General features: G+C 63.9%; 19 protein-coding genes. 12 read left to right on the top strand and 7 right to left on the bottom strand.

Annotation, left to right across the window (positions count from 1 at the left end):
* Nucleotides 1-26: 26 nt before the first annotated feature.
* Nucleotides 27-680 (top strand): molybdenum cofactor guanylyltransferase MobA, encoded by a 654-nt coding sequence (gene mobA, locus J2Y48_RS18955; protein ID WP_310421083.1) that lies wholly within the window; start codon nucleotides 27-29, stop codon nucleotides 678-680.
* A complete protein-coding gene (gene mobB, locus J2Y48_RS18960; protein ID WP_310421085.1) occupies nucleotides 677-1,204 on the top strand; it encodes a molybdopterin-guanine dinucleotide biosynthesis protein B in 528 nt (175 codons plus the stop codon). Before mobA ends, mobB begins: the two co-directional genes overlap by 4 nt.
* Nucleotides 1,205-1,539: 335 nt before the next feature.
* Here the strand turns inward: mobB and J2Y48_RS18965 are convergent, their stop codons facing one another.
* Complete coding sequence (locus tag J2Y48_RS18965; RefSeq protein ID WP_310421087.1) at nucleotides 1,540-3,708, bottom strand: OmpA family protein; 2,169 nt, start codon at nucleotides 3,706-3,708, stop codon at nucleotides 1,540-1,542.
* Between the two features lie 358 nt (nucleotides 3,709-4,066).
* Between J2Y48_RS18965 and J2Y48_RS18970 the strand changes: the two genes are divergently transcribed.
* The 4 genes from J2Y48_RS18970 (at nucleotide 4,067) to J2Y48_RS18985 (ending at nucleotide 7,065) form a co-directional block, all read left to right on the top strand.
* Entirely contained in the window at nucleotides 4,067-4,852 is a 786-nt protein-coding gene (locus J2Y48_RS18970; RefSeq protein ID WP_310421089.1) for an ABC transporter substrate-binding protein, read from the top strand.
* A 160-nt stretch (nucleotides 4,853-5,012) separates the two neighbouring features.
* Complete coding sequence (locus J2Y48_RS18975) at nucleotides 5,013-5,816, top strand: ABC transporter permease (protein WP_310421091.1); 804 nt, start codon at nucleotides 5,013-5,015, stop codon at nucleotides 5,814-5,816.
* Nucleotides 5,813-6,643, top strand: a complete 831-nt coding sequence (locus J2Y48_RS18980) for an ABC transporter permease (protein WP_310421093.1) — start codon at nucleotides 5,813-5,815, stop codon at nucleotides 6,641-6,643. The genes J2Y48_RS18975 and J2Y48_RS18980 overlap by 4 nt, the downstream gene beginning before the upstream one ends.
* A 155-nt stretch (nucleotides 6,644-6,798) precedes the next feature.
* The gene (locus J2Y48_RS18985; RefSeq protein ID WP_310421095.1) at nucleotides 6,799-7,065 is read left to right on the top strand and encodes an usg protein; all 267 of its coding nucleotides are present in this window, start codon (nucleotides 6,799-6,801) and stop codon (nucleotides 7,063-7,065) included.
* A gap of 20 nt (nucleotides 7,066-7,085) precedes the next feature.
* On the opposite strand, the gene J2Y48_RS18990 is transcribed toward J2Y48_RS18985, so the two are convergent.
* The gene (locus J2Y48_RS18990) at nucleotides 7,086-7,808 is read right to left on the bottom strand and encodes a DUF2270 domain-containing protein (RefSeq protein WP_310421097.1); all 723 of its coding nucleotides are present in this window, start codon (nucleotides 7,806-7,808) and stop codon (nucleotides 7,086-7,088) included.
* 141 nt (nucleotides 7,809-7,949) lie between these two features.
* On the opposite strand from J2Y48_RS18990, the gene J2Y48_RS18995 reads away from it, so the two are divergent.
* The 4 genes from J2Y48_RS18995 to J2Y48_RS19010 all read left to right on the top strand — a co-directional run bounded on the left by J2Y48_RS18995 (nucleotide 7,950) and on the right by J2Y48_RS19010 (nucleotide 12,746).
* Nucleotides 7,950-8,771, top strand: coding sequence for a methyltransferase (locus J2Y48_RS18995; protein ID WP_310421098.1), 822 nt, complete (start codon nucleotides 7,950-7,952; stop codon nucleotides 8,769-8,771).
* A 90-nt stretch (nucleotides 8,772-8,861) separates the two neighbouring features.
* The gene (locus J2Y48_RS19000) at nucleotides 8,862-10,382 is read left to right on the top strand and encodes a hypothetical protein (protein WP_310421100.1); all 1,521 of its coding nucleotides are present in this window, start codon (nucleotides 8,862-8,864) and stop codon (nucleotides 10,380-10,382) included.
* Nucleotides 10,383-10,496: 114 nt separating this feature from the next.
* Complete coding sequence (locus J2Y48_RS19005) at nucleotides 10,497-11,783, top strand: MgtC/SapB family protein (protein WP_310421102.1); 1,287 nt, start codon at nucleotides 10,497-10,499, stop codon at nucleotides 11,781-11,783.
* 90 nt (nucleotides 11,784-11,873) lie between these two features.
* Entirely contained in the window at nucleotides 11,874-12,746 is an 873-nt protein-coding gene (locus J2Y48_RS19010; RefSeq protein ID WP_310421104.1) for an NAD(P)-dependent oxidoreductase, read from the top strand.
* 165 nt (nucleotides 12,747-12,911) lie between these two features.
* Here J2Y48_RS19010 and J2Y48_RS19015 read toward each other — a convergent pair whose 3' ends face one another.
* From J2Y48_RS19015 to J2Y48_RS19025, 3 genes are all read right to left on the bottom strand, one after another.
* Nucleotides 12,912-13,397 carry an Lrp/AsnC family transcriptional regulator gene (locus J2Y48_RS19015; RefSeq protein WP_310421106.1) on the bottom strand — a complete coding sequence of 162 codons (486 nt, stop codon included), beginning with the start codon at nucleotides 13,395-13,397 and terminating at the stop codon, nucleotides 12,912-12,914.
* A 67-nt stretch (nucleotides 13,398-13,464) separates the two neighbouring features.
* The gene (locus J2Y48_RS19020; RefSeq protein WP_310421107.1) at nucleotides 13,465-14,118 is read right to left on the bottom strand and encodes a uracil-DNA glycosylase family protein; all 654 of its coding nucleotides are present in this window, start codon (nucleotides 14,116-14,118) and stop codon (nucleotides 13,465-13,467) included.
* A gap of 13 nt (nucleotides 14,119-14,131) precedes the next feature.
* A complete protein-coding gene (locus J2Y48_RS19025; RefSeq protein WP_310421109.1) occupies nucleotides 14,132-14,689 on the bottom strand; it encodes a thermonuclease family protein in 558 nt (185 codons plus the stop codon).
* 220 nt (nucleotides 14,690-14,909) lie between these two features.
* On the opposite strand from J2Y48_RS19025, the gene J2Y48_RS19030 reads away from it, so the two are divergent.
* Nucleotides 14,910-16,445: a HAMP domain-containing sensor histidine kinase gene (locus tag J2Y48_RS19030; RefSeq protein WP_310421111.1), complete on the top strand. Its 1,536-nt coding sequence runs from the start codon at nucleotides 14,910-14,912 to the stop codon at nucleotides 16,443-16,445.
* 22 nt (nucleotides 16,446-16,467) lie between these two features.
* Here the strand turns inward: J2Y48_RS19030 and J2Y48_RS19035 are convergent, their stop codons facing one another.
* Both J2Y48_RS19035 and cobT read right to left on the bottom strand, forming a co-directional pair.
* On the bottom strand, nucleotides 16,468-16,869 hold the full coding sequence (locus J2Y48_RS19035; RefSeq protein WP_310421114.1) for a diacylglycerol kinase: 402 nt from the start codon (nucleotides 16,867-16,869) through the stop codon (nucleotides 16,468-16,470).
* A gap of 215 nt (nucleotides 16,870-17,084) precedes the next feature.
* Nucleotides 17,085-18,104, bottom strand: coding sequence for a nicotinate-nucleotide--dimethylbenzimidazole phosphoribosyltransferase (gene cobT, locus J2Y48_RS19040; RefSeq protein WP_310421116.1), 1,020 nt, complete (start codon nucleotides 18,102-18,104; stop codon nucleotides 17,085-17,087).
* A 188-nt stretch (nucleotides 18,105-18,292) separates the two neighbouring features.
* On the opposite strand from cobT, the gene J2Y48_RS19045 reads away from it, so the two are divergent.
* On the top strand, nucleotides 18,293-19,075 hold the full coding sequence (locus J2Y48_RS19045) for an adenosylcobinamide-GDP ribazoletransferase (RefSeq protein WP_310421118.1): 783 nt from the start codon (nucleotides 18,293-18,295) through the stop codon (nucleotides 19,073-19,075).
* The last annotated feature ends 4 nt before the right edge of the window (nucleotides 19,076-19,079 follow it).

Consider the following 19,079-nt stretch of genomic DNA (forward strand, 5'->3'; position numbering starts at 1 on the left):
CCGGAACAACGACGGGGCGAGGTTTCATGCTAACAGATACGACCGTACAGTGCAGCAATGCGTTCCCCGGTGTGATCCTCGCCGGCGGGCGATCCAGCCGCATGGGCGAGAACAAGGCGAATGTCCGGCTCGGCGGCATGACGCTAGTCGACCGCGCCATCCGCCGGCTCGGACCGCAGGTCACGATCCTCTCGATCAGCGCCAACGAGCCGCTTTCTCTCGACAGCAAGTCACCCTTCCCGGTGTTCAGCGATCTTGAAGACACGCGCTCCGGTCCGCTCGCGGGCATCCTGGCCGCGCTCTTGCATGTGCGGGAGCACCAGCCCGGCGCTACCCATGTCGCAACGGCGCCGACGGACAGCCCCTTCTTCCCGCTCGATCTTGTCGCGTGCCTGGGCGCTGCCATCGACCACCCCGAGCGCACCGCCGTGGCCGCCTCCTCCGGCGGCGTGCATCCGGTTTTCGGGCTCTGGCCGATTGCCCTCGCCGATGAACTGGACGCGTGGCTGCGTGGCGGCCAGTCCCTGCGCCTGCGGACCTGGCTCGATGGCCACAGCACGCGCCAGGTGCACTTTTCAGACCGCCAAACGCCGCGCGGCCCCCTCGACCCTTTCTTCAATATCAACACGCCGGACGATCTTGCCGTGGCGGAAGGCTGGCTGGAGACGCTTGAACCATGACCGACAGACCCCGCATCTTTGGCATTTCCGGGTGGAAGAACTCCGGCAAGACCGGGCTGACCACGCGCCTTGTCGACACGATTGTCGCGCGCGGCTATCGCATTTCGACCATCAAGCACGCGCACCATGATTTCGACATCGACAGGGCGGGCACCGACAGTTATCGGCACAGGCATGCCGGCGCCCACGAAGTGGCAATCGTATCCGGCACCCGCTACGCCATCATGCATGAACTGCGCGGCGATCCCGAACCGGGCTTCGAGGATGTCCTTGCCCGTCTCGCCCCCTGCGACCTCGTTCTGATCGAGGGCTACAAGCGCGAACCGATCCCGAAGATCGAAGCCCGGCGGCTGGACGCGGCAAACCGCACGCCGCTCGCCCCGCAGGACCCGCACATCGTCGCCATCGCCGCCGACCATCCGGTGATGGATACCCTCCTGCCCGTCTTCGACCTCGATGACACCGATGGCATCGCCGATTTCATTCTGGCCAGCGTCGGTCTGCCGGTGACGTCAAAGCGCTGATACTGCCGTTGAAGGATTGCCCCAGGACGGTCGCGACGGTCGCCGGGCCGGGTTGATCGGAGGCAGGCAACGCTAAGTGCGTCTGCCCCGTCAGCCTGGGCCTTAGATCTCGTCTTCGAACGGCTTCTACTGACACCGTCATACCGGACTTTGGTTCGGCATCCTGCGCGCTCAAGTCCTCGAGCACAGAAGGTTCCGGTGCCGCCAGCAAACGCAGCTGGACACTCCCCAAGCCAAAAAGGCGAAGCAGCGCTGCTTGCGAACACTGACGCTTGCCACAGCAAAAGGCCGCCGGATCGCTCCGGCGGCCTTCTATATTCACTCGACCTCGCGCCTTACTGGGCGGATGCGACCGGCTTCACCAGCGGCGTCACGCGGCGGATCGTCACACGCCGGTTGAGCTGCTCGGGTCCGTCGGTCAGGATCTTCAGGTAGCGTTCGCCATAGCCCTGGGTCGACAGGTTCTCCGGCGGAATGTCGTAGACATCCGTCAGCAGGTCAGCGACCGATTCGGCACGCTCGTCGGAGAGGATGAGGTTCGATTCATCAGAACCGACCGCATCGGTATGGCCCTCGATCAGGAACGTCTCGCCGGGGTTTTCGTCCAGGAGATTGTTGATCGCATCGGCCACCTGTCGCAGGGTCGAGGCCTGTTCCATCGAGATCTCGGCGCTGCCGGTCGCAAACGTGATCGTGTCGAGGTCGATGCGGCGCACCTTGTCGCGGATACGGGCCGAGTACTTCACCTCGTCGAGCGTGTAGACGCGCTCGACTGCCTCGACCGGCGGCGCCGCGAGGAAGGCGCGATAGTCGCGATCATAATCGCTCGACGTGTCGATGATGTAGTCCTCGACCGGCACCGTCAGGCGCATCGGCGGCAGGTAAAGGCCCGGATCCCGGAAGGGAACGCGGTCTTCCACGTAGTAGTCGGTCTCAGGAACGTAGTAGAGAACGTATTCGCGGTCACCGACGAAACGCGAGCGCTGGACGACATCGCCGTAGCCGTCGCGAATGGTCACGACGCGGACACCGCCCGGACGCTCGATCGTCTCGCGCACCCGGCCGCCGCTGAGGTTCTCGTAGTAGGTATCCTGTGCGCGGCGCGACAGCCGGTTGCCGTCGTAGTTGCGGACGATCGTGCGGTTGTCGATGTTGTAGATCACGCGATCCCGGTCACGCCGGTCGACGCGGACGTTATCCGGATCCCGGTAACCGGGACGCCGGTTGGAGCGCTCGCCGCGCTCGCGCTCGATCGATTCGTATCGCACCGGCCGGCGACGATTGCCGTCCCGGTCGACCTGTGCATCCGCATCCGTGGTCGGCACGATCTGCCGTTCATTCTGACGCTCTTCGGCACGACGCTGTTCGGCGCGGCGCTTGCGGCGCTCTTCGCGCGATCCGTCGCGGCGATTGTCCGCGTCCTTGTCGCTGTCGAGCACGGCGGCTCCGCCCACCACCGGAAGATCGATCGTTTCCGTCGTCTTCGAGGGGTCGCGCGCGACGCGCTCCCGCTCAGGATCCCGTTCGCGCCGCGGGCGCTGACGGTTTTCCTGCGCCGCATCCTGCTCGCGCTGCGCCTCCAGCTGCTTGCGGCGCTCCTCGCGGGCCTTCTGCTTGTCGGTCTGCGGCTGCTCCTCGGCGGCGCGGTTCTGCTCTTCCGCCTGCTGCTCCTGCTGCTTGCGGCGCTCCTCGCGGGCCTTCTGCTTGTCGGTCTGCGGCTGCTCCTCGGGGGCGCGGTTCTGCTCTTCCGCCTGCTGCTCCTGCTGCTTGCGGCGCTCCTCGCGGGCCTTCTGCTTGTCGGACTGCGGCTGCTCCTCGGCGGCGCGGTTCTGCTCTTCCGCCTGCTGCTCCTGCTGCTTCTTGCGGCGCTCCTCACGGGCCTTCTGCTTGTCGGACTGCGGCTGCTCCTCGGCGGCGCGGTTCTGCTCCTCCGCCTGCTGCTCCTGCTGCTTCTTGCGGCGCTCCTCGCGGGCCTTCTGCTTGTCGGACTGCTGCTGCTCCTCGGCGGCGCGGTTCTGCTCTTCCGCCTGCTGCTCCTGCTGCTTCTTGCGGCGCTCCTCGCGAGCCTTCTGCTTGTCGGACTGCTGCTGCTCCTCGGCGGCGCGGTTCTGCTCCTCCGCCTGCTGCTCCTGCTGCTTCTTGCGGCGCTCCTCGCGAGCCTTCTGCTTATCCGACTGCTGCTGCTCCTCGGCGGCGCGGTTCTGCTCCTCCGCCTTCTGCTCCTGCTGCTTCTTGCGGCGCTCCTCGCGAGCCTTCTGCTTATCCGACTGCTGCTGCTCCTCGGCGGCGCCCTTCTGTTCTTCCGCCTGCTGCTGGCGCTGCTTGCGGCGCAGCTTGCGAAGCTCCTCCTCGGAAAGGCCGCTCTCGTCCGACTGAACCTGGATCACGCCCTGCGCGGTCCCGGCCGGCTGCATCGGGCGAATCGCCGCAGCATTGGCCGGTTGCCAGATGAGCGATGCCAGCGGCAGTGCTACCGTGGCGAGCAGTTTGGTTCGGTTACCCATTACGTATTCCTTGTGTACCGCTGATTCCTTCGGCGAAGCGTGGACCAGCCATTCCGGGCGATTTTATGATCCGGTCCGCAAACCGAATCCTGCAGTGTGGATAGGCTATTGGCCCTGGTCTGAACTCTTGATGAACGGCCCGTTTCGGCTCCATTCACCCACCATACAACGCGCAAGCACGCCGCTCGGTTCATTCGCCTCCGAGGGACAACTCCGCGCGAACGAGCAAGCGAAGCAGTTCGTGGTTGATTTTTCCGGCGAAAGAAGTCGATTATCGCGCCAAGCGGGCCAGCGACGCCCGCCCCGGGAAACCGCCGAGAACACAATAACCGGCCGGTCTGAAACAGAGAGGATTAAAATGCGCATTTCCAAACGTCTCACCATGGCCGCGTCCGCAGCCGTTTTCACACTGCTGGCCGGTGCTGCGATGGCCGATGGTGAAAAGATTATCATTGGCACCGAGGGCGCCTATCCGCCGTTCAACAACCTTGAGGCCGACGGCACGCTGACAGGCTTCGACGTCGATATCGCCAAGGCGCTCTGCGAAGAGATGAAGGCCGAATGCACGTTCGTGACGCAGGACTGGGATGGCATCATCCCGGCGCTCGTCGCCAAGAAGTTCGACGCCATCGTCGCCTCGATGTCGATCACCGAAGAGCGCAAGCAGAAGGTCGACTTTTCGGCCAAGTACTACAACACGCCGCCGGCGATCGTCGTGCCGAAGGATTCCGAGATCACCGCTGCGACCGCGGAAGCGCTCGCCGGCAAGACGCTCGGCGCCCAGTCTTCGACCACCCATTCCAACTATGCCGAAGCGCACATGAAGGGCGCGGAGCTGAAGCTCTATCCGACCGCCGACGAGTACAAGCTCGACATCGCCAACGGTCGTGTTGACGCCGCTATCGACGACGTCGTCGTTCTCTCGGAGTGGCTCAAGACCGAGGATGGCGCCTGCTGCAAGCTGCTCGGCACGCTGCCGGTCGACCCGGTCATCAACGGCGCCGGCGCCGGCATTGCCGTCCGCAAGGGCGAGACCGATCTGGCTGACAAGCTCAGCAAGGCGATCCAGGGCATCCGCGCCAGCGGCAAGTACCAGGAAATCAACGCCAAGTACTTCCCCTTCGACGTCTACGGCGAAGAATAGTCGGCGGCCCGCTTATGCGGGGATTTTATGACCCGATGCGGGTTTGTGTGGACGGGAGGGCTTGCCCTCCCGTCATTTTTGTTTGAGAACAACCTTAAACAGAAGGCGTGTTGAAGCGCCGCGCGATGAGCGCGCCAAGCGCGCCGGGGGTACATTTGGCATGAGCGGGTTCTTTTCCGCCATCGCGGAGGCGGTCTCCGCGTTTCTCAGAGTGATCGATCCATTGTGCGGCCCCGCCGGCGTATTCCGCTGGTTCGCGGGCGATACCCTTCTTGCTTGTGGCGACGCGGGCTGGGGCGACGAGATCGCGACCGGTTTCCTGATCACCGGCAGCCTCGCCCTGGCAACGCTGCCGGTAGGGCTGCTGTTCGGCTTCTTCATCGCGCTTGCCAAGCAGTCGGAGGAACGCTCGCTGCGGCTTGCCGCCGACATCTACACGACCATCTTCCGTGGCCTGCCGGAGCTGCTGACGCTCTTCATCGTCTATTACGGGCTGCAGATCCTCGTGCAGAACCTGCTTTCGGCGCTCGGATACCAGCAGGCGGTCGAGATCAATGCCTTCTTCGCCGGCATGATTGCGCTCGGCGTCGTCTTTTCCGCCTACTGCTCCGAGGTCCTGCTGTCGGCCTTCCGGGCGATCCCCCGCGGACAATACGAAGCCGGCGATTCACTCGGGCTGCATCGTGGCAATACCATGCGCCTCATTATCCTGCCCCAACTTGTTCGCATTGCCCTGCCCGGACTTGGAAATCTCTGGATGATCCTGTTGAAGGATACGGCACTCGTCTCCATTGTCGGCCTTCCGGACATCCTGCGCCAGACCGGCATTGCCGCCCGCGTCACCAAGGAGGCATTCCTGTTCTACGGTATCGCCTGCATTCTCTTCCTCGTTCTCGCCCTCCTGTCTTCGATCGTGTTCTCGGCCATCGAGGCGCGCGTGAAGCGCTCGGAGGTCGCACGATGAGCGCCGTCACCTCTCTCATTCCGCCCCAGGCTCCTCCTCCGGCGCCCCCACAGCCCTACTCGCTGTCACGTTTTGTCGGCAGCGTCGCTCTTGGCATATGGCTGGCGGTCGCAGTCGGCATCTTTTTGACCGTCGTCGACGGCTGGGATCCGGAGAAGTTTGCCAAGTACGGTCCGAGCTACCTGTCCGGCCTCGGCGTGACACTGCTCCTGGTCACGATCTCGATCACGCTCGGCGCGCTCGTTTCCTTGCCGGTCGCCTTCGCCAGGATGTCGAACAACAAGGTGCTGTCCTGGCTCGCCTACGGCTACATCTACTTCTTCCGCGGAACACCGCTGCTGACGCAGCTCTTCCTCGTCTACTACGGCCTCGGCAGCTTCTCGGCGGAATTGAAGGCGCTCGGCCTGTGGGGTTTCTTCCGCGACGCCTGGAACTGCGCGCTGCTCACCTTCACGCTCAACACCGCCGCCTACCAGGCCGAGATCCTGCGCGGCGCCATCGAGAGCGTGCCGCGCGGCCAGCATGAGGGCGCCGCCTCGCTCGGCCTGCCGAGTCGGATCACCTTCTTCAAGGTCATCCTGCCACAGGCGCTGATCGTGGCGCTTCGCCCCTATGGCAACGAGATCATCCTGATGATCAAGGGCTCGGCGATCGTCGCAATCGTCACCGTCTTCGACCTGATGGGCGAGACGAGGCGCGCCTTCTCGCGCACCTTCGACTATCAGACCTATCTCTGGGCCGCGCTGCTCTATCTGATGATCGTCGAGTTCATGCGCAACCTCTGGGCCTGGCTGGAAGCGCGGCTGACGCGCCACCTGAAGCGCTGAAAGATCCCGATGTTTGGCAGCACTCCACCAGAAGTGCTGACAAACCATTGTTTCAAATGGATTAATCCCCACCTCAGGCGAAAAATCAATGATTGATTAACCACTGCCGTGGCTCAATCATAGGGACCATCATTCACCTTGAAATGAGGTCCCGAATGACACAGGACTTGGAACTGCAACTGAAAGGCTACGGCCTGACGACGGCCCAGATCCTTTACCGGATGCCCGATCATCCGGCCCTGCTGCAGACATACGTCTGGCAGCATTACGACCTTGCTCCGGAATTTCCCGAGATGCGCCAATTCCTGAAGTTCTGGCAGGAGAAGCTCGACGGGCCGCTACATTCGGTACGTTATGTGCACCGCAAGCTGATCTCGGCGACCGAGTGGAGGGCATTGAAGGGCGAGTTCATCCTGCACTGACGCGCCGCCGATGCCCGGCGTCAGACATGCGCCTCGCCACGCACGCGTTCCCCTTCGGATCGCTCCTGGTGCAGGACGGCTACGAGAATCAGCAGGTAGAACACAGCGACAATGGCGAGCACGCCGCCGCCGGGGATCGGCCCGAGTGCGGCATTCTTCAGCACCTGATGGAAGGACAGCGCGACGTCGAAGGGGCCCGCCTCCGTCATCGTCGACGAGGAGATCTTCAGCGCCCAGGCCAACAGCAGGATCAGGTACATCCAGGAATAGTTTCGTCGCAGCCGGCGGCAGGCGGCCTCGCGATAGCCGATCTCGAATTGGGGCTTGCGCAGGCTCTTGGCGATCGCGGCCGCCCAGTCGGGCGACAGGTCGCCGCGCGGCTCGAGAAATTCAGCGAAGTATTTCTTCTCGATCTGCCGGACCCGCGACCGATAGACGTCGAAGAAGCGGTAGCGCCGTGCCTCGATCAGAAGCAGCAGCGAAATCAGCAGCATTGCGAACAACAAGACCCCGTGATGCGAGTTCGGCGTCGAAAGGGAGACGGAGAGCATCGCCGCCACCACCGTGATCGCCCAGTTCGTCGTCCGGTCGATGCGGTCACGCCAGCCGGCCATCCGGCCCAGTTCACCGCGATAGTAATGGACCATCAGGTTGATCGCCTCCATCGACGTCACCGGCAGATGCGACGACGTCATCTCACCCTTGTCCGGTTGCGCGGAAAACGACGCGACTTCGCCCGCCATCGGCCTTCCTCCTTCTTCTTTTCCTTGAAGGAGATGATGCCCCTCTTTGATCCAATTGTGAAATGTCATATTCGCCGTCAGCCGGGAGGTCGCCACCGGCCAGCATTGCCAAACGGCGCCGTCAGCCCTATGAGACGCCCCATGACAAAGATCGACGAAGAAGCGCTTGCGGAAGCCTACAACCGCGCCCTCGCCCTCGAGAAGTCCGGCGACTTCGACGCTGCGGCGAAAGCCTATGCGGAGGTCCTGGCCCTCGACCCCGAGGATCACGGCGGCGCGGCCGTGCGCCTGGCCTCCATGGGGCGGGGCGAGACGCCGGAAAAGGCCCCGGACGCCTACGTCACCACGCTCTTCGACCAGCACGCCGAGGTATTCGAGGACGTGCTCGTGGAGCAGCTCGGCTACGCCGTGCCGGTGCTGGTGCGCCAACGCCTGCAGGCGCTTGGCCTCGGCGCTTTCAACCGGATGCTCGATCTCGGTTGCGGCACCGGCCTCACCGGCGGCACGCTGCGCGACATGGCTGACGACATCACCGGCGTCGATCTGTCGGAGAACATGGTCGAAGTCGCCCATGAGAAGGATCTGTACGAAACGCTCTACGTCGCCGAGGCCGTCGATTTCCTCGACGACAATGACGACGAGCCATACGACCTGATCACCGCGACCGACGTCCTGCCCTATCTGGGTGCGCTGGAGCCGCTGTTCTTCGGTGCGGCCGACAATCTTCTGCCCGGCGGACTTTTCATCTTCTCGTCCGAAACGCTGCCGGACGAAGCCTTTGCCGGCCGCGCCTTCATGGTCGGCCCGCACCAGCGCTTCGCCCATGCCGAGACCTATGTCCGCGAGCGGCTGGCCGCGACCGGATTCGAGGTGGTCGAAGTCGACGACATCACCGTGCGGACGGAAGAAGGCGAGCCGATTGCCGGCCATCTTGTGATCGCGAAGTACAACGGTGAAGCCTGATTCCACAACCAGGAATTATCACAGGGTTCGTAGACTTGCCCTTGGGCGCACCATAGCCTTGCGTGGAGATCTTTTAGGGATCGCCACGCGATGCAAGCGGGAGTGGACGCCACTAATCTCGGAATCTTCCTGGGGTACCTGCACGGGCTCGCGCTCTATATTTGGCAAAATACGAACTTCTGGGCATTGTCGTTTGCCGTTCTGACGCCGGTGCTGATCATCTTCGGCCGCCAGGAAGTCCGCATCCGCCGGGTCCGGCAGATCTTCGATTTTGAACGCACCTTCGACCGCATCCGGCCCAAAAGCAACATTCGGACCAATCCCTCGTTCGAATTCGTCCGTTCCAAGTATCTCTCGGACATCGACTCCGACGGCGCGTTCTATGGCATCAACGGCCCGGTACCGACCGGCCGACAATTGGAAGAGGTGCTCGCCCAGATCCGCTGGCAGGGGCGAAGGCACGACGTTCGGCTGCTGCTATCGTCTATCGCGCTGATGATCGTGATCTATTGCGGCATCGACGCGCTGATGGGCGCGATTGCGTGCGGTTTCCAGGGCGCGGTCTGTCCTTGCGCTCAGACGCTTTTCACGCAATGCACGCCCGGAGGCGGAACGCCGGTTCCTTCCCCGCTCTTCGCCAACCTGATCACCATCGGCGGTCTTGCATTCGCCGGGGCATACGTCGATTCGATGCGCACCTTTCTGCGTCACCTGGCGGTTTATGATCTGTCTTCCTACACGTTCCTCCGCCAGACTGCCGAAACGATCGCAGCCGTGGTCTTCACGATGATCGCCTATGCATTCGCCCCCGATCCGCTCGCGCCGTTCACACCGCCCGAAGGAGGCGCGCAAATCTCGCGGGTCTGGATCGCTCTTGCGCCGATCCTGGGGCTGATGCCGCGATCGGCGACACAGTTCGTCTTCACCAAGACGAAGAACCTCATTGCCTGGTTCAAGACCGAGGATGACAGGTTCCAGAAGGTAACCCGCATCACAACGCCCGATGTCATTGACGGCGTCGATTTCCCGACGCGCTTCCGGCTGGAGATATGCGGCATCTACGACGTGCAGAACCTCGCGACCACCAATCCGATCATGCTGCACATCGAGTCGCCCTACGGCATCTATCAGTGCATCGACTGGGTGGCCCAGGCGCAATTGTGCCACATCCTCGGCATCGAGCGGTTTCTCATGATGCGCGAGGTGAACATCCGCTCGATCTTCGACCTTGAGAGGGCGATCGACAGCCGCCACGGTCCGGACGAGTGCGACGCGATCTACGCCGGCATCCTCTTTGCCACGACGGATAACCTCAGAAGTGTCGCGCAGATCGGCAAGAACTGGCCGATGATCATCGAAGGCGGCAGCGTTAAGCCGGTTACGGTCGACGAGTATTGTCAATGGGCGCGCAAGCTTGTCGGAACGGACCTCAAACAGTCGACGAAATGCATCGAGCATGTCATGCGCTGGATTGGAGACGATCTCCATGTCCGCCGGCTGCGGCTGGTCTGGAACGACATTTGCGGCGCGCTTGGACCAGACTCCGAAAGCTTGCTCGACAGCAAGTCCCGGGACAGGAACGGTTCGTTTGAGCGAGGCGCGGGGATCTGACCCACGTCGCTTCGGCGCACTCCTCAGCAGAGGCGTCGCCCATCGATTTGTCGCGGTGCATGCCACCAGTCGAGCCGGACTTGAACAAGGCCGGCAGGCGGATATGCTCACCGCATGGATACTGTCGAAGCATTTCAACGTCTTGGCGTCGCATTGGCCGTCGGGCTCCTCGTCGGCATCGAACGCGGCTGGCAGGAGCGCTCCGTCCGCGCCGGCGGCCGCACGGCGGGCATCCGCACCTTCGCCCTGATCGGCCTTCTTGGCGGCCTGACCGGTTATCTCCAGCCCTATCTTGGAACAGCCTTCACGGTCGCCTTGCTGCTTCTGTTCGGCGCGATCTTCACCCTGTTCAAACGCCGGGAGGCGGAGGAGGAGGAAGATTACAGCGTCACGGGCGTCGTCGCTGCCATCCTGGTGTTCGTGCTCGGCGCAGCCGCGGTCGTCGCCGACCCGGCCGTGGCCGCGGCTGCGGGCGTCGTGACCGCGGGCTTTCTCGCCGCCCGAAACCGACTGCACGGTTTTCTCAAGCGGCTCACCTGGATCGAACTGCGTTCCGCCCTCGTTCTGCTCGCCATGACGGTGGTCGCCCTGCCGCTCCTGCCGGACCGCCCGATCGACCCTTGGGGAGGGCTCAATCTCCGCACCATCTGGCTGATGACGGTGATGATCGCCACGATTTCCTACGCCGGCTACATCGCCGTGCGGGTGGCGGGTTCCGAGCGCGGCATTCTGTTCGCCGGCGCCGCGGGCGGCCTCGCCTCCTCGACTGCGCTCACCGTGGCTTTCGCCAATTTTGCCCGGTCGGCACCGGAGAACGGCCGGCAACTCGCCGCGGGTGCGATCATAGCGGGCGCCCTCTCCCTCGCACGCGTTCTCGTCATTACTTTTGTTCTGGTGCCTTCGCTCTCCTTCAAGCTCGCTGCATCCCTCGTGCCTGCACTGCTCGCCCTCCTCGCCGTGAGCTTCTGGACGACCAGGCATGGCGAGCGCGGTCGCAAGACCCCGGAGCTGCAAATGAACAACCCGTTCGACCTCCTCGTCGTGCTGCAATTCGGTGCACTTCTCGGGGCGGTCACCTGGGTCTCCAAGGTGCTGGTCGACTATGCGGGGCCGGCCATGCTCTACGTCGTCGCTGCTATCTCGGGAACCATGGATCTCGATGCGATCGCGCTTTCAACCGCACGGCTGGCCGGCGGATCGCTTGCGCTGGACACGGCAGGGACAGCCATCCTGATCGCCGTCATCGTCAACCTCTTTACCAAGGTCGGGCTTGCTGCATCCGGTGCCGGTGCAAGCACCTTTACCGTCCGTCTTGCCGGCGCAACCCTGTTCTGCATCGGCTGCGGACTCGCCGGTTACATGCTGCTCATGCCGCTCGTTCCTGCACCCGTGCCCACTTGAGCCACGGCAGCGACAGCAATGGCCGCAGCCGCACTTTCGCCGATGGCCGCTTTCCGATACATCACCGTTACGTAAAGAGGAGAATCCAGCATGGCTAATGTCGCGTTCATCGGCCTTGGCGTCATGGGCTACCCCATGGCCGGCCATCTCAAGGTCAAGGGCGGCCACGACGTCACCGTCTACAACCGCACCTTCGCCAAGGCCGAGAAGTGGGCGGCACAGTTCGGTGGCAAGGCCGTCCGAACACCGGCGCAGGCAGCGGACGGCGCTGACTTCGTCTTCGTCTGCGTTGGCAACGACGACGACCTGCGCTCCGTCACCACCGGCCAGGACGGCGCGCTGCACGGGATGAAGGCCGGGGCGATCCTGATCGACAACACGACGGCCTCGGCAGAGGTCGCGCGCGAGCTCTACGAGGCGGCGAAGGCCCGCAGCTGCGGCTTTGTCGACGCCCCCGTCTCCGGCGGCCAGGCGGGCGCGGAAAACGGTGTGCTCACCGTCATGTGTGGCGGCGACCAGGCCACCTTCGACAAGGCCAGGCCGGTCATCGATGCCTATGCCCGCATGGTCGGCCTGATGGGTCCGGCCGGCGCCGGCCAACTGACCAAGATGATCAACCAGATCTGCATCGCCGGCCTCGTCCAGGGCCTTGCCGAAGGCATCCACTTCGGCAAGCGCGCCGGCCTCGACATTGAAAAGGTGGTCGAGGTGATCTCCAAGGGCGCGGCCGGCTCCTGGCAGATGGAAAACCGCCACAGGACGATGAACGAGGGCAAGTACGACTTCGGCTTCGCCGTCGACTGGATGCGCAAGGATCTTGGCATCGTGCTCACCGAGGCCCGGCGCAATGGCGCCAAGCTGCCGGTCACGGCCCTGGTCGACCAGTTTTATGGCGACGTGCAGGAGATGGGGGGCAAGCGCTGGGATACGTCCTCGCTGCTCGCAAGGCTCGAACGCAAGTGATCAAATCGCCCATGGGCGGCGGAAGTCGCCCGTGGGCACTGTTCTTAAAGCGTGTCGCGATCTTTCAGATTCGCTTATCACGCTTTAGGTCTTTGTTCTTTCGCATGTCTTTGTCCCGAAACCGGTTCCCACTTTCGGGAGACATGCTTTAGGCCGCCTACCTCTTCAGTCGTCCGCCGACTTGTTGTCCACGGTCATGTAGTCGAGCGGGAGCTCGGTCGTGTACTTGATCTGCTCCATCGCGAAGCTCGAGGACACGTCGCGGATCTCGATGCGGGCAATCAGCCGTTTGTAGAAGGCGTCGTAGGCAGCGATATCCGGCACGACCACCCTCAGCAGATAGTCGACGTCGCCGCTCATCCGGTAGAACTCGACCACTTCGGGAAAATCGACGACAACCTCCGAGAAGCGCTTCAGCCATTCCGTCGAGTGCACGTTGGTCCGGATCGACACGAACACCGTGACCTTCGTATTCACCTTGACGGGATCAAGCAGGGCCACGCGACGGCGAATGACGCCGTCCTCTTCCATCTTCTGGATGCGGCGCCAGCAGGGTGTCGTGGAGAGGCCGACCTTCTTCGCCAGATCCGCCACGGCAAGTGTGGAATCCTCCTGCAGCAGGCGTAGAATCTTGCGGTCGAGACGGTCCATGAATGCTTCCCCCTTGAAACGAATTTTCTATTAAGACGACTCTCGTGGCGAAATAAAGAACGATATTTCACTCAATTAGGGTTTTCACCCGCTTTCGCAGTTCCGGCAGCAATTCCTCCGCAAACCATGGGTTGCGCTTCAACCAGCCCGTGTTGCGCCAACTCGGATGCGGCAGCGGCAGCACCGCGCGCCCCTTATCGGGGGCGAGGTAACGCCGCCAGGCCATCACCGTCGCGGTCATCGACTTCTCCCGCAATGCGCCCAGGTGCCAAGCCTGCGCATACTGGCCGACCGCCAGGACAAGCTCGACCTGCGGCATCGCTGCCATCACCCTCGCCCGCCAATGCGGCGCACACTCCCGCCGCGGCGGCAGGTCGCTGCCGGTGGCGTCATATCCGGGAAAGCAGAAGCCCATCGGGACGATGGCGAAGAGCGCTGGATCGTAGAATTGCTCGCGGCTGACCTGCAACCAGTCGCGCAGGCGGTCGCCCGAAGCGTCGTTGAACGGCAGGCCGGTCTCATGGACGCGCAGGCCAGGCGCCTGCCCGGCGATCAGGATCCGCGCTGTGGCGGAAAGGATGACGACCGGGCGTGGCTCGTGCGGAAGGCGGCCTTGCACTCCCCCGAGCGGCTGGTCTCGGCAGATGCGACAGGCTGCAATCGATGCCTGCAATGCCGCGATCTCCGCCAAGTGCCCCTTCCGGCCCGCCTGTCCGGCCATCCCACACGCTCCGTTACTCTAACCCGATCAGCCGCAACACCATCGAAAGGTATCCGGCAGCCGACTCATGCGGCTCCTCCGGTGGCCGACCGTGCTGGAGGCGCCAGTCCTGGGGCCGATCGAACGTGCCGCTCCACAGCCCCTTGCGTTCTGCCCGCGCCATCGCTTCGACATCCTCGTAGTCGCCGTAGGAAACCGCAAGGCCATCGCGCACCATGCGCGCGCCGAGATCGTCGTCGCCGACCCGGCAGCGCGCCAATGTCCGTTCATATCGGTCGGTACCGATCGGGCTGCAGGTGATCGCGCCGCGGCGAAGCAGTTCGGCCAGATGCGCGCGCGCCGCCGCGCCGCAATACCACTCCTTGCCGTCGCGGTTGCAGGGTTGCGTCAGTTCCGGCGCATCCATCCCTGAAAGCCTGATGCGCCGTCCGCCCATCGTCAATGTGTCGCCGTCGGCGGCGCGGGCGGTGCTGCTGAACAGGTCACTCCCGGAGGGGCTGTCCAGCCGCACGGCGATCAATGCCATCAACGCCAATATGGCGAGCGCGACGACAACATCGCGCCATTTCATGCGCTTGCGCACCAGAACCGCCCTCAAACATCGCGTGAACCCGAGACCTGTCCGGGCCGGCCTACATGCCGTATTTGCTCGTATCCGCCGCGACCCTCGGCAGGTCCGGCGCACGATCGCCCATAACGGCGAAATGGTTCGCAAATTGCTAATGTCCGGCAGTATCTTTTTAAGAATTCCCCCCTAGACTTCAATGGTGATCACAATCTTTGCGTAGCTCATGGGTCCCGCCGCCAGCACCACGACCGACAAGATCATTGTCGACCGATCGCGCAGCCACAGAAACAGGGCTGTATCGCGAGCCGTTCGCGTGACGCGTGAGCGACTGCAGACAAACAGCGGCACCTCGCCGGCTTTCGAGCGCGAGATGCTCGTGCTCTACATCGAGACCGTGCTGAACGGCGCATTGATGATGCCGCTGCTGATCTTTGTCGTCACCGGCATCGGCCTGCATCTGACCCGCAATCCCACCTATCTCGTCTGGGCAATCCTGGCGCTGAGCCTGCATGCGATCGGCGTCCTGCTTGCCAGGCACGTGCATCGAAAGGGTCTCGTCACCGACGAAGTCCGGCGCTGGCAGCGATATTTCCTGCTGGCCCAAATTCTGATGGGGTTCGCCTGGGCCGTGTTCGCTGTGCAGGACTGCGATTCCTGCGGCGGAAACGCATTCGATTTCTACCAGGGCACCGCCCTGCTCGTCGCGCTCTGCATGACGACCATGAGCGCGCTAATGTTGCGCAACGCCCTCCTCTACGCGTTCTCGCCATCCGTCGCGGCACTCGCTTTCTCCGCCATCGCAAATCCCGATCCAATCGCCGTCGGCATGGCGGCGATCGTCTCGGTCGCGCTAATCTTTCTCGCCTTCATCACGCAGCGGATGCGCCGCGCCAGCACGCAATTGCTGTCGTTCCAGTCCGAGAAGGACGACCTGATCGCCGCATTGGAGGTGGCAAAGTCGATGTCGGATGAGGCGCGCCGCCGGGCTGAGGAGGCCAACCTCGCGAAGTCGCGCTTTCTCGCCTCGATGTCCCACGAGCTGCGCACCCCGCTCAATGCCATCCTCGGCTTCTCCGAGGTCATGTCCACCGAGGTCCTCGGCCCGCTGAACAATCCGACCTACAAGGAATACACTGCCGATATCCACACGTCCGGCAAGCACCTGCTCAACCTCATCAACGAGATCCTCGACCTCTCTCGCATCGAGGCGGGCAAGTATGACCTGACCGAGGAGGCGATCCAGCTCGTGGACGTCTGCGACGACTGCATCGGCATGGTGCAGCTCCGTGCCCGAACCAAGAAGATCTCCATCACCCAGCAGTTCGAAAACGACATGCCCGACGTCTGGGCGGACGAGAAGGCCATTCGCCAGGTGGTGCTGAACCTTCTCTCCAATGCGGTGAAGTTCACGGCGCAAGGCGGCGAGATCCGGGTCAAGGTCGGCTGGACGGCCGGCGGCGGCCAGTACATTTCCATCCGCGACAACGGCCCGGGCATTCCCGAGGAGGAAATTCCGATCGTGCTTTCCGCCTTCGGCCAGGGCGCGATCGCAATCAAGAGCGCCGAACAGGGCACCGGGCTGGGCCTTCCGATCGTTCAGGCGATCCTCGCCAAGCACAATGGCGAGTTCATCCTGAAATCGAAGCTGCGCGAGGGCACCGAGGCCATCGCCATCCTGCCCGCCAAGCGCGTGCTGCAGAGCCTGCCGCCCGTCGAAGAGATCAGGACCGTCGCCCCGCGCCGCAGAAGCTTCGCCTGAACCGCGCCCAGCGGACCGTTCGTCAGGCCATCAGCGAGACGATCAGCACATAGGCCGCATAGACCGCGTTGGCGACGATCAGGCAGAAGACGGCGAACGAGCCGAGGTCCTTGGCGTGTTTGCCCATTTCGGAGATTTCCGGCGACACCCGGTCGACGATCTCCTCGATCGCCGTGTTGATCGCCTCGAAGGCCATCATCAGCAAGAACAGGATTGCCATCGCCACGAATTGGAAGAAGGTCGCCCCGACGACGACGAAGACCCCCATCACCACGGCAAAGGCAATCAGCTCGTGCCGGAAGGCCGCCTCGCCGAGCAAGCGCCGTGCCCCGCCGAGCGAATAGCTGGCGGCGGCGAAGAGATGGCGCAGCCCCGTCTCCTTCTTCACCGGGCTCGTGTCGATCCTGCCTTCAGCCATGGTCATCGTTCTTCTCTCGCTCGCGCGGATACGGCGCGCACGCCGACGTTGTAACATCATGCCAGCAAAGCGAAAAGAAAGCATTGCGGACGGGGAAGGATGGGCCCTTATTGACGCTCGGTGGCGGAAACATGGCCGCGGCGTATCGACAAACGAAAGGCCCGCGGTGCTCATCGCGGGCCATCCTCTGTCTTCGAACCACAGACCTCTCGAACGAGCGGTTAGTCTCCCCGGTTGCTGACACCGGCCTGAGCGAACGTCGCCATGCCGGAGTGGCAGGCAGCGGCCGCCTTGACGATGCCGGCGGCAAGTGCCGCCCCCGTGCCTTCGCCGAGCCGCATACCGAGCGCGAGAAGCGGCGTCTTGCCCAGCTTCTCGATCGCCAGCATGTGCCCCGGCTCGGCCGAAACATGGCCGATCAGGCAATGGTCGAGCGCGGACGGATTGGCTGCCTTGAGAATCGCACCGGCGCAGGTCGAGACGTAGCCATCGAGGATCACCGGAATCTTCTGCATGCGCGCGGCCAGGATCGCGCCGGCCATCGCGGCGATCTCGCGGCCACCGAGGCGGCGCAGCACCTCCAGCGGGTCGGACAGGTGATCCCGGTGCAGGGCGACCGCCTTCTCCACCGCGGCGATCTTGCGCTGCAGCACCTCGCCTTCGGAGCCGGTCCCCGGCCCCACCCAGTCGGCGGCGGTGCCGCCGTAGAGCGCAAGGTTGATCGCGGCGGCGATCGTCGTGTTGCCGATGCCCATTTCACCGATGCACAGAAGGTCGGTGCCGCCGGCCACCGCCTCCATGCCGAAGGCCATCGTGGCTGCGCAATCGCGCTCGGACAGGGCCGCCTCCTCGGTGATGTCGCCCGTCGGATAGTCGAGCGCGAGGTCGAAGACCTTCAGACCGAGGTCGTGGCTAATGCAGATCTGGTTGATCGCCGCGCCGCCGGCGGCGAAATTCTCCACCATCTGCGCCGTCACGGACGGCGGATACGGCGTGATGCCGTTCTTCGTCACGCCGTGGTTGCCGGCAAAAACGGCGACGAGCGGTCGCGTCACCGCCGGCGGCCGCCCGGTCCAGGCGGCCAGCCAGAAGGCGATTTCCTCGAGCCGGCCAAGCGCGCCCGGCGGCTTGGTCAGTTGCGCATCGCGGTCGCGCGCCGCCGCCAGCGTCGCCGAATCCGGTCCCGGCAGATTGCGAAGCAATTCACGGAAGTCATCGAACGGCAGACCACTGGCACTCATCTTGGAGGATTCCTTGTTTTCAGCTTCCAAAGCATGGTTGGATGCGCCTTCTATTAGAGATCGCAAACGAGTCCGACAACCGCATTTGCGCCCGTTCATGTCGTTGCACGCTCGATGGGGCTGGAAAGAGGCGCAGTAGTGTTGCACAACGGCACGGCCGATTATGCCGGCGCTTGGAGGGCCCGCAGGTGGATATTGGCGACTACATCGATGACGTGGCCCGCTCCGTGGCCTTTCTGTCCCGCATTCGCGTGCCGCAACGCCATTTCGACGGCCACGACGGCCGCCTGGGTCGCACGGTCCGGGCGTTTCCCGTCGCCGGGCTCCTGATCGTGCTGCCCGCAGCCGTCCTGCTCTCGATCCTCGAGGCCCTTGGCGCCGCATCCCTGCTCTCCGCCCTGCTGGTTCTGTCGGTGCAGACCCTGTTGACGGGCGCGCTGCACGAAGACGGCCTCTCGGATGCCGCCGACGGCCTCGGCGGCGGGCGCGACCGCGACAGCGCGTTGACCATCATGAAGGACAGCCGGGTCGGCTCCTACGGCGTGGTGGCGCTCATTCTCTCCTACGGGCTGCGAGCGGCCGCGCTCGCCGCGATCATTCCGTTCCTGTCGCCGCTCGGCGCGGCCATGATGCTGCTCGCCGTCGCCGCCGCAAGCCGGGCTGCCATGGTCTGGCATTGGTCGGCTCTGCCGCCGGCCCGGAAGGACGGCGTCGCCGCATCGGTCGGACAGCCGGAACCGGACGCCGCCCGGGCGGCCCTCCTCTCCGGTGCAGCGATTGCGGTGCTGCTGCTTCTGCCGAATGCCCCTTTCCTTGCGATCGCCTCTGCCGCGCTGGCAATCTTCGCCGCCGTGTTTGCGTTCACCGACGTCGTCCGCGACAAGATCGGCGGCCATACCGGCGATACGATCGGAGCGACCGAGCAGGTGGCCGAGATCGCCGCACTCGCGGCCCTTGCACTGGCGCTTTGAGCCG

Source organism: Mycoplana sp. BE70 (genome assembly GCF_031455855.1).
Taxonomy (GTDB): Bacteria; Pseudomonadota; Alphaproteobacteria; order Rhizobiales; family Rhizobiaceae; genus Mycoplana.

Excerpts from the sequence above, each read along its gene's own strand:
- J2Y48_RS18980 (WP_310421093.1), top strand. The coding sequence starts at position 5,813 with ATGAGCGCCGTCACCTCTCTCATTCCGCCCCAGGCTCCTCCTCCGGCG.
- J2Y48_RS19035 (WP_310421114.1), bottom strand. The coding sequence starts at position 16,869 with ATGACCATGGCTGAAGGCAGGATCGACACGAGCCCGGTGAAGAAGGAG.
- J2Y48_RS19005 (WP_310421102.1), top strand. The coding sequence starts at position 10,497 with ATGGATACTGTCGAAGCATTTCAACGTCTTGGCGTCGCATTGGCCGTC.
- J2Y48_RS18975 (WP_310421091.1), top strand. The coding sequence starts at position 5,013 with ATGAGCGGGTTCTTTTCCGCCATCGCGGAGGCGGTCTCCGCGTTTCTC.
- J2Y48_RS18985 (WP_310421095.1), top strand. The coding sequence starts at position 6,799 with ATGACACAGGACTTGGAACTGCAACTGAAAGGCTACGGCCTGACGACG.
- mobB (WP_310421085.1), top strand. The coding sequence starts at position 677 with ATGACCGACAGACCCCGCATCTTTGGCATTTCCGGGTGGAAGAACTCC.
- J2Y48_RS18995 (WP_310421098.1), top strand. The coding sequence starts at position 7,950 with ATGACAAAGATCGACGAAGAAGCGCTTGCGGAAGCCTACAACCGCGCC.
- J2Y48_RS19000 (WP_310421100.1), top strand. The coding sequence starts at position 8,862 with ATGCAAGCGGGAGTGGACGCCACTAATCTCGGAATCTTCCTGGGGTAC.
- J2Y48_RS19015 (WP_310421106.1), bottom strand. The coding sequence starts at position 13,397 with ATGGACCGTCTCGACCGCAAGATTCTACGCCTGCTGCAGGAGGATTCC.
- mobA (WP_310421083.1), top strand. The coding sequence starts at position 27 with ATGCTAACAGATACGACCGTACAGTGCAGCAATGCGTTCCCCGGTGTG.
- cobT (WP_310421116.1), bottom strand. The coding sequence starts at position 18,104 with ATGAGTGCCAGTGGTCTGCCGTTCGATGACTTCCGTGAATTGCTTCGC.
- J2Y48_RS18965 (WP_310421087.1), bottom strand. The coding sequence starts at position 3,708 with ATGGGTAACCGAACCAAACTGCTCGCCACGGTAGCACTGCCGCTGGCA.
- J2Y48_RS19030 (WP_310421111.1), top strand. The coding sequence starts at position 14,910 with ATGGGTCCCGCCGCCAGCACCACGACCGACAAGATCATTGTCGACCGA.
- J2Y48_RS19025 (WP_310421109.1), bottom strand. The coding sequence starts at position 14,689 with ATGAAATGGCGCGATGTTGTCGTCGCGCTCGCCATATTGGCGTTGATG.
- J2Y48_RS19020 (WP_310421107.1), bottom strand. The coding sequence starts at position 14,118 with ATGGCCGGACAGGCGGGCCGGAAGGGGCACTTGGCGGAGATCGCGGCA.
- J2Y48_RS19010 (WP_310421104.1), top strand. The coding sequence starts at position 11,874 with ATGGCTAATGTCGCGTTCATCGGCCTTGGCGTCATGGGCTACCCCATG.
- J2Y48_RS18990 (WP_310421097.1), bottom strand. The coding sequence starts at position 7,808 with ATGGCGGGCGAAGTCGCGTCGTTTTCCGCGCAACCGGACAAGGGTGAG.
- J2Y48_RS18970 (WP_310421089.1), top strand. The coding sequence starts at position 4,067 with ATGCGCATTTCCAAACGTCTCACCATGGCCGCGTCCGCAGCCGTTTTC.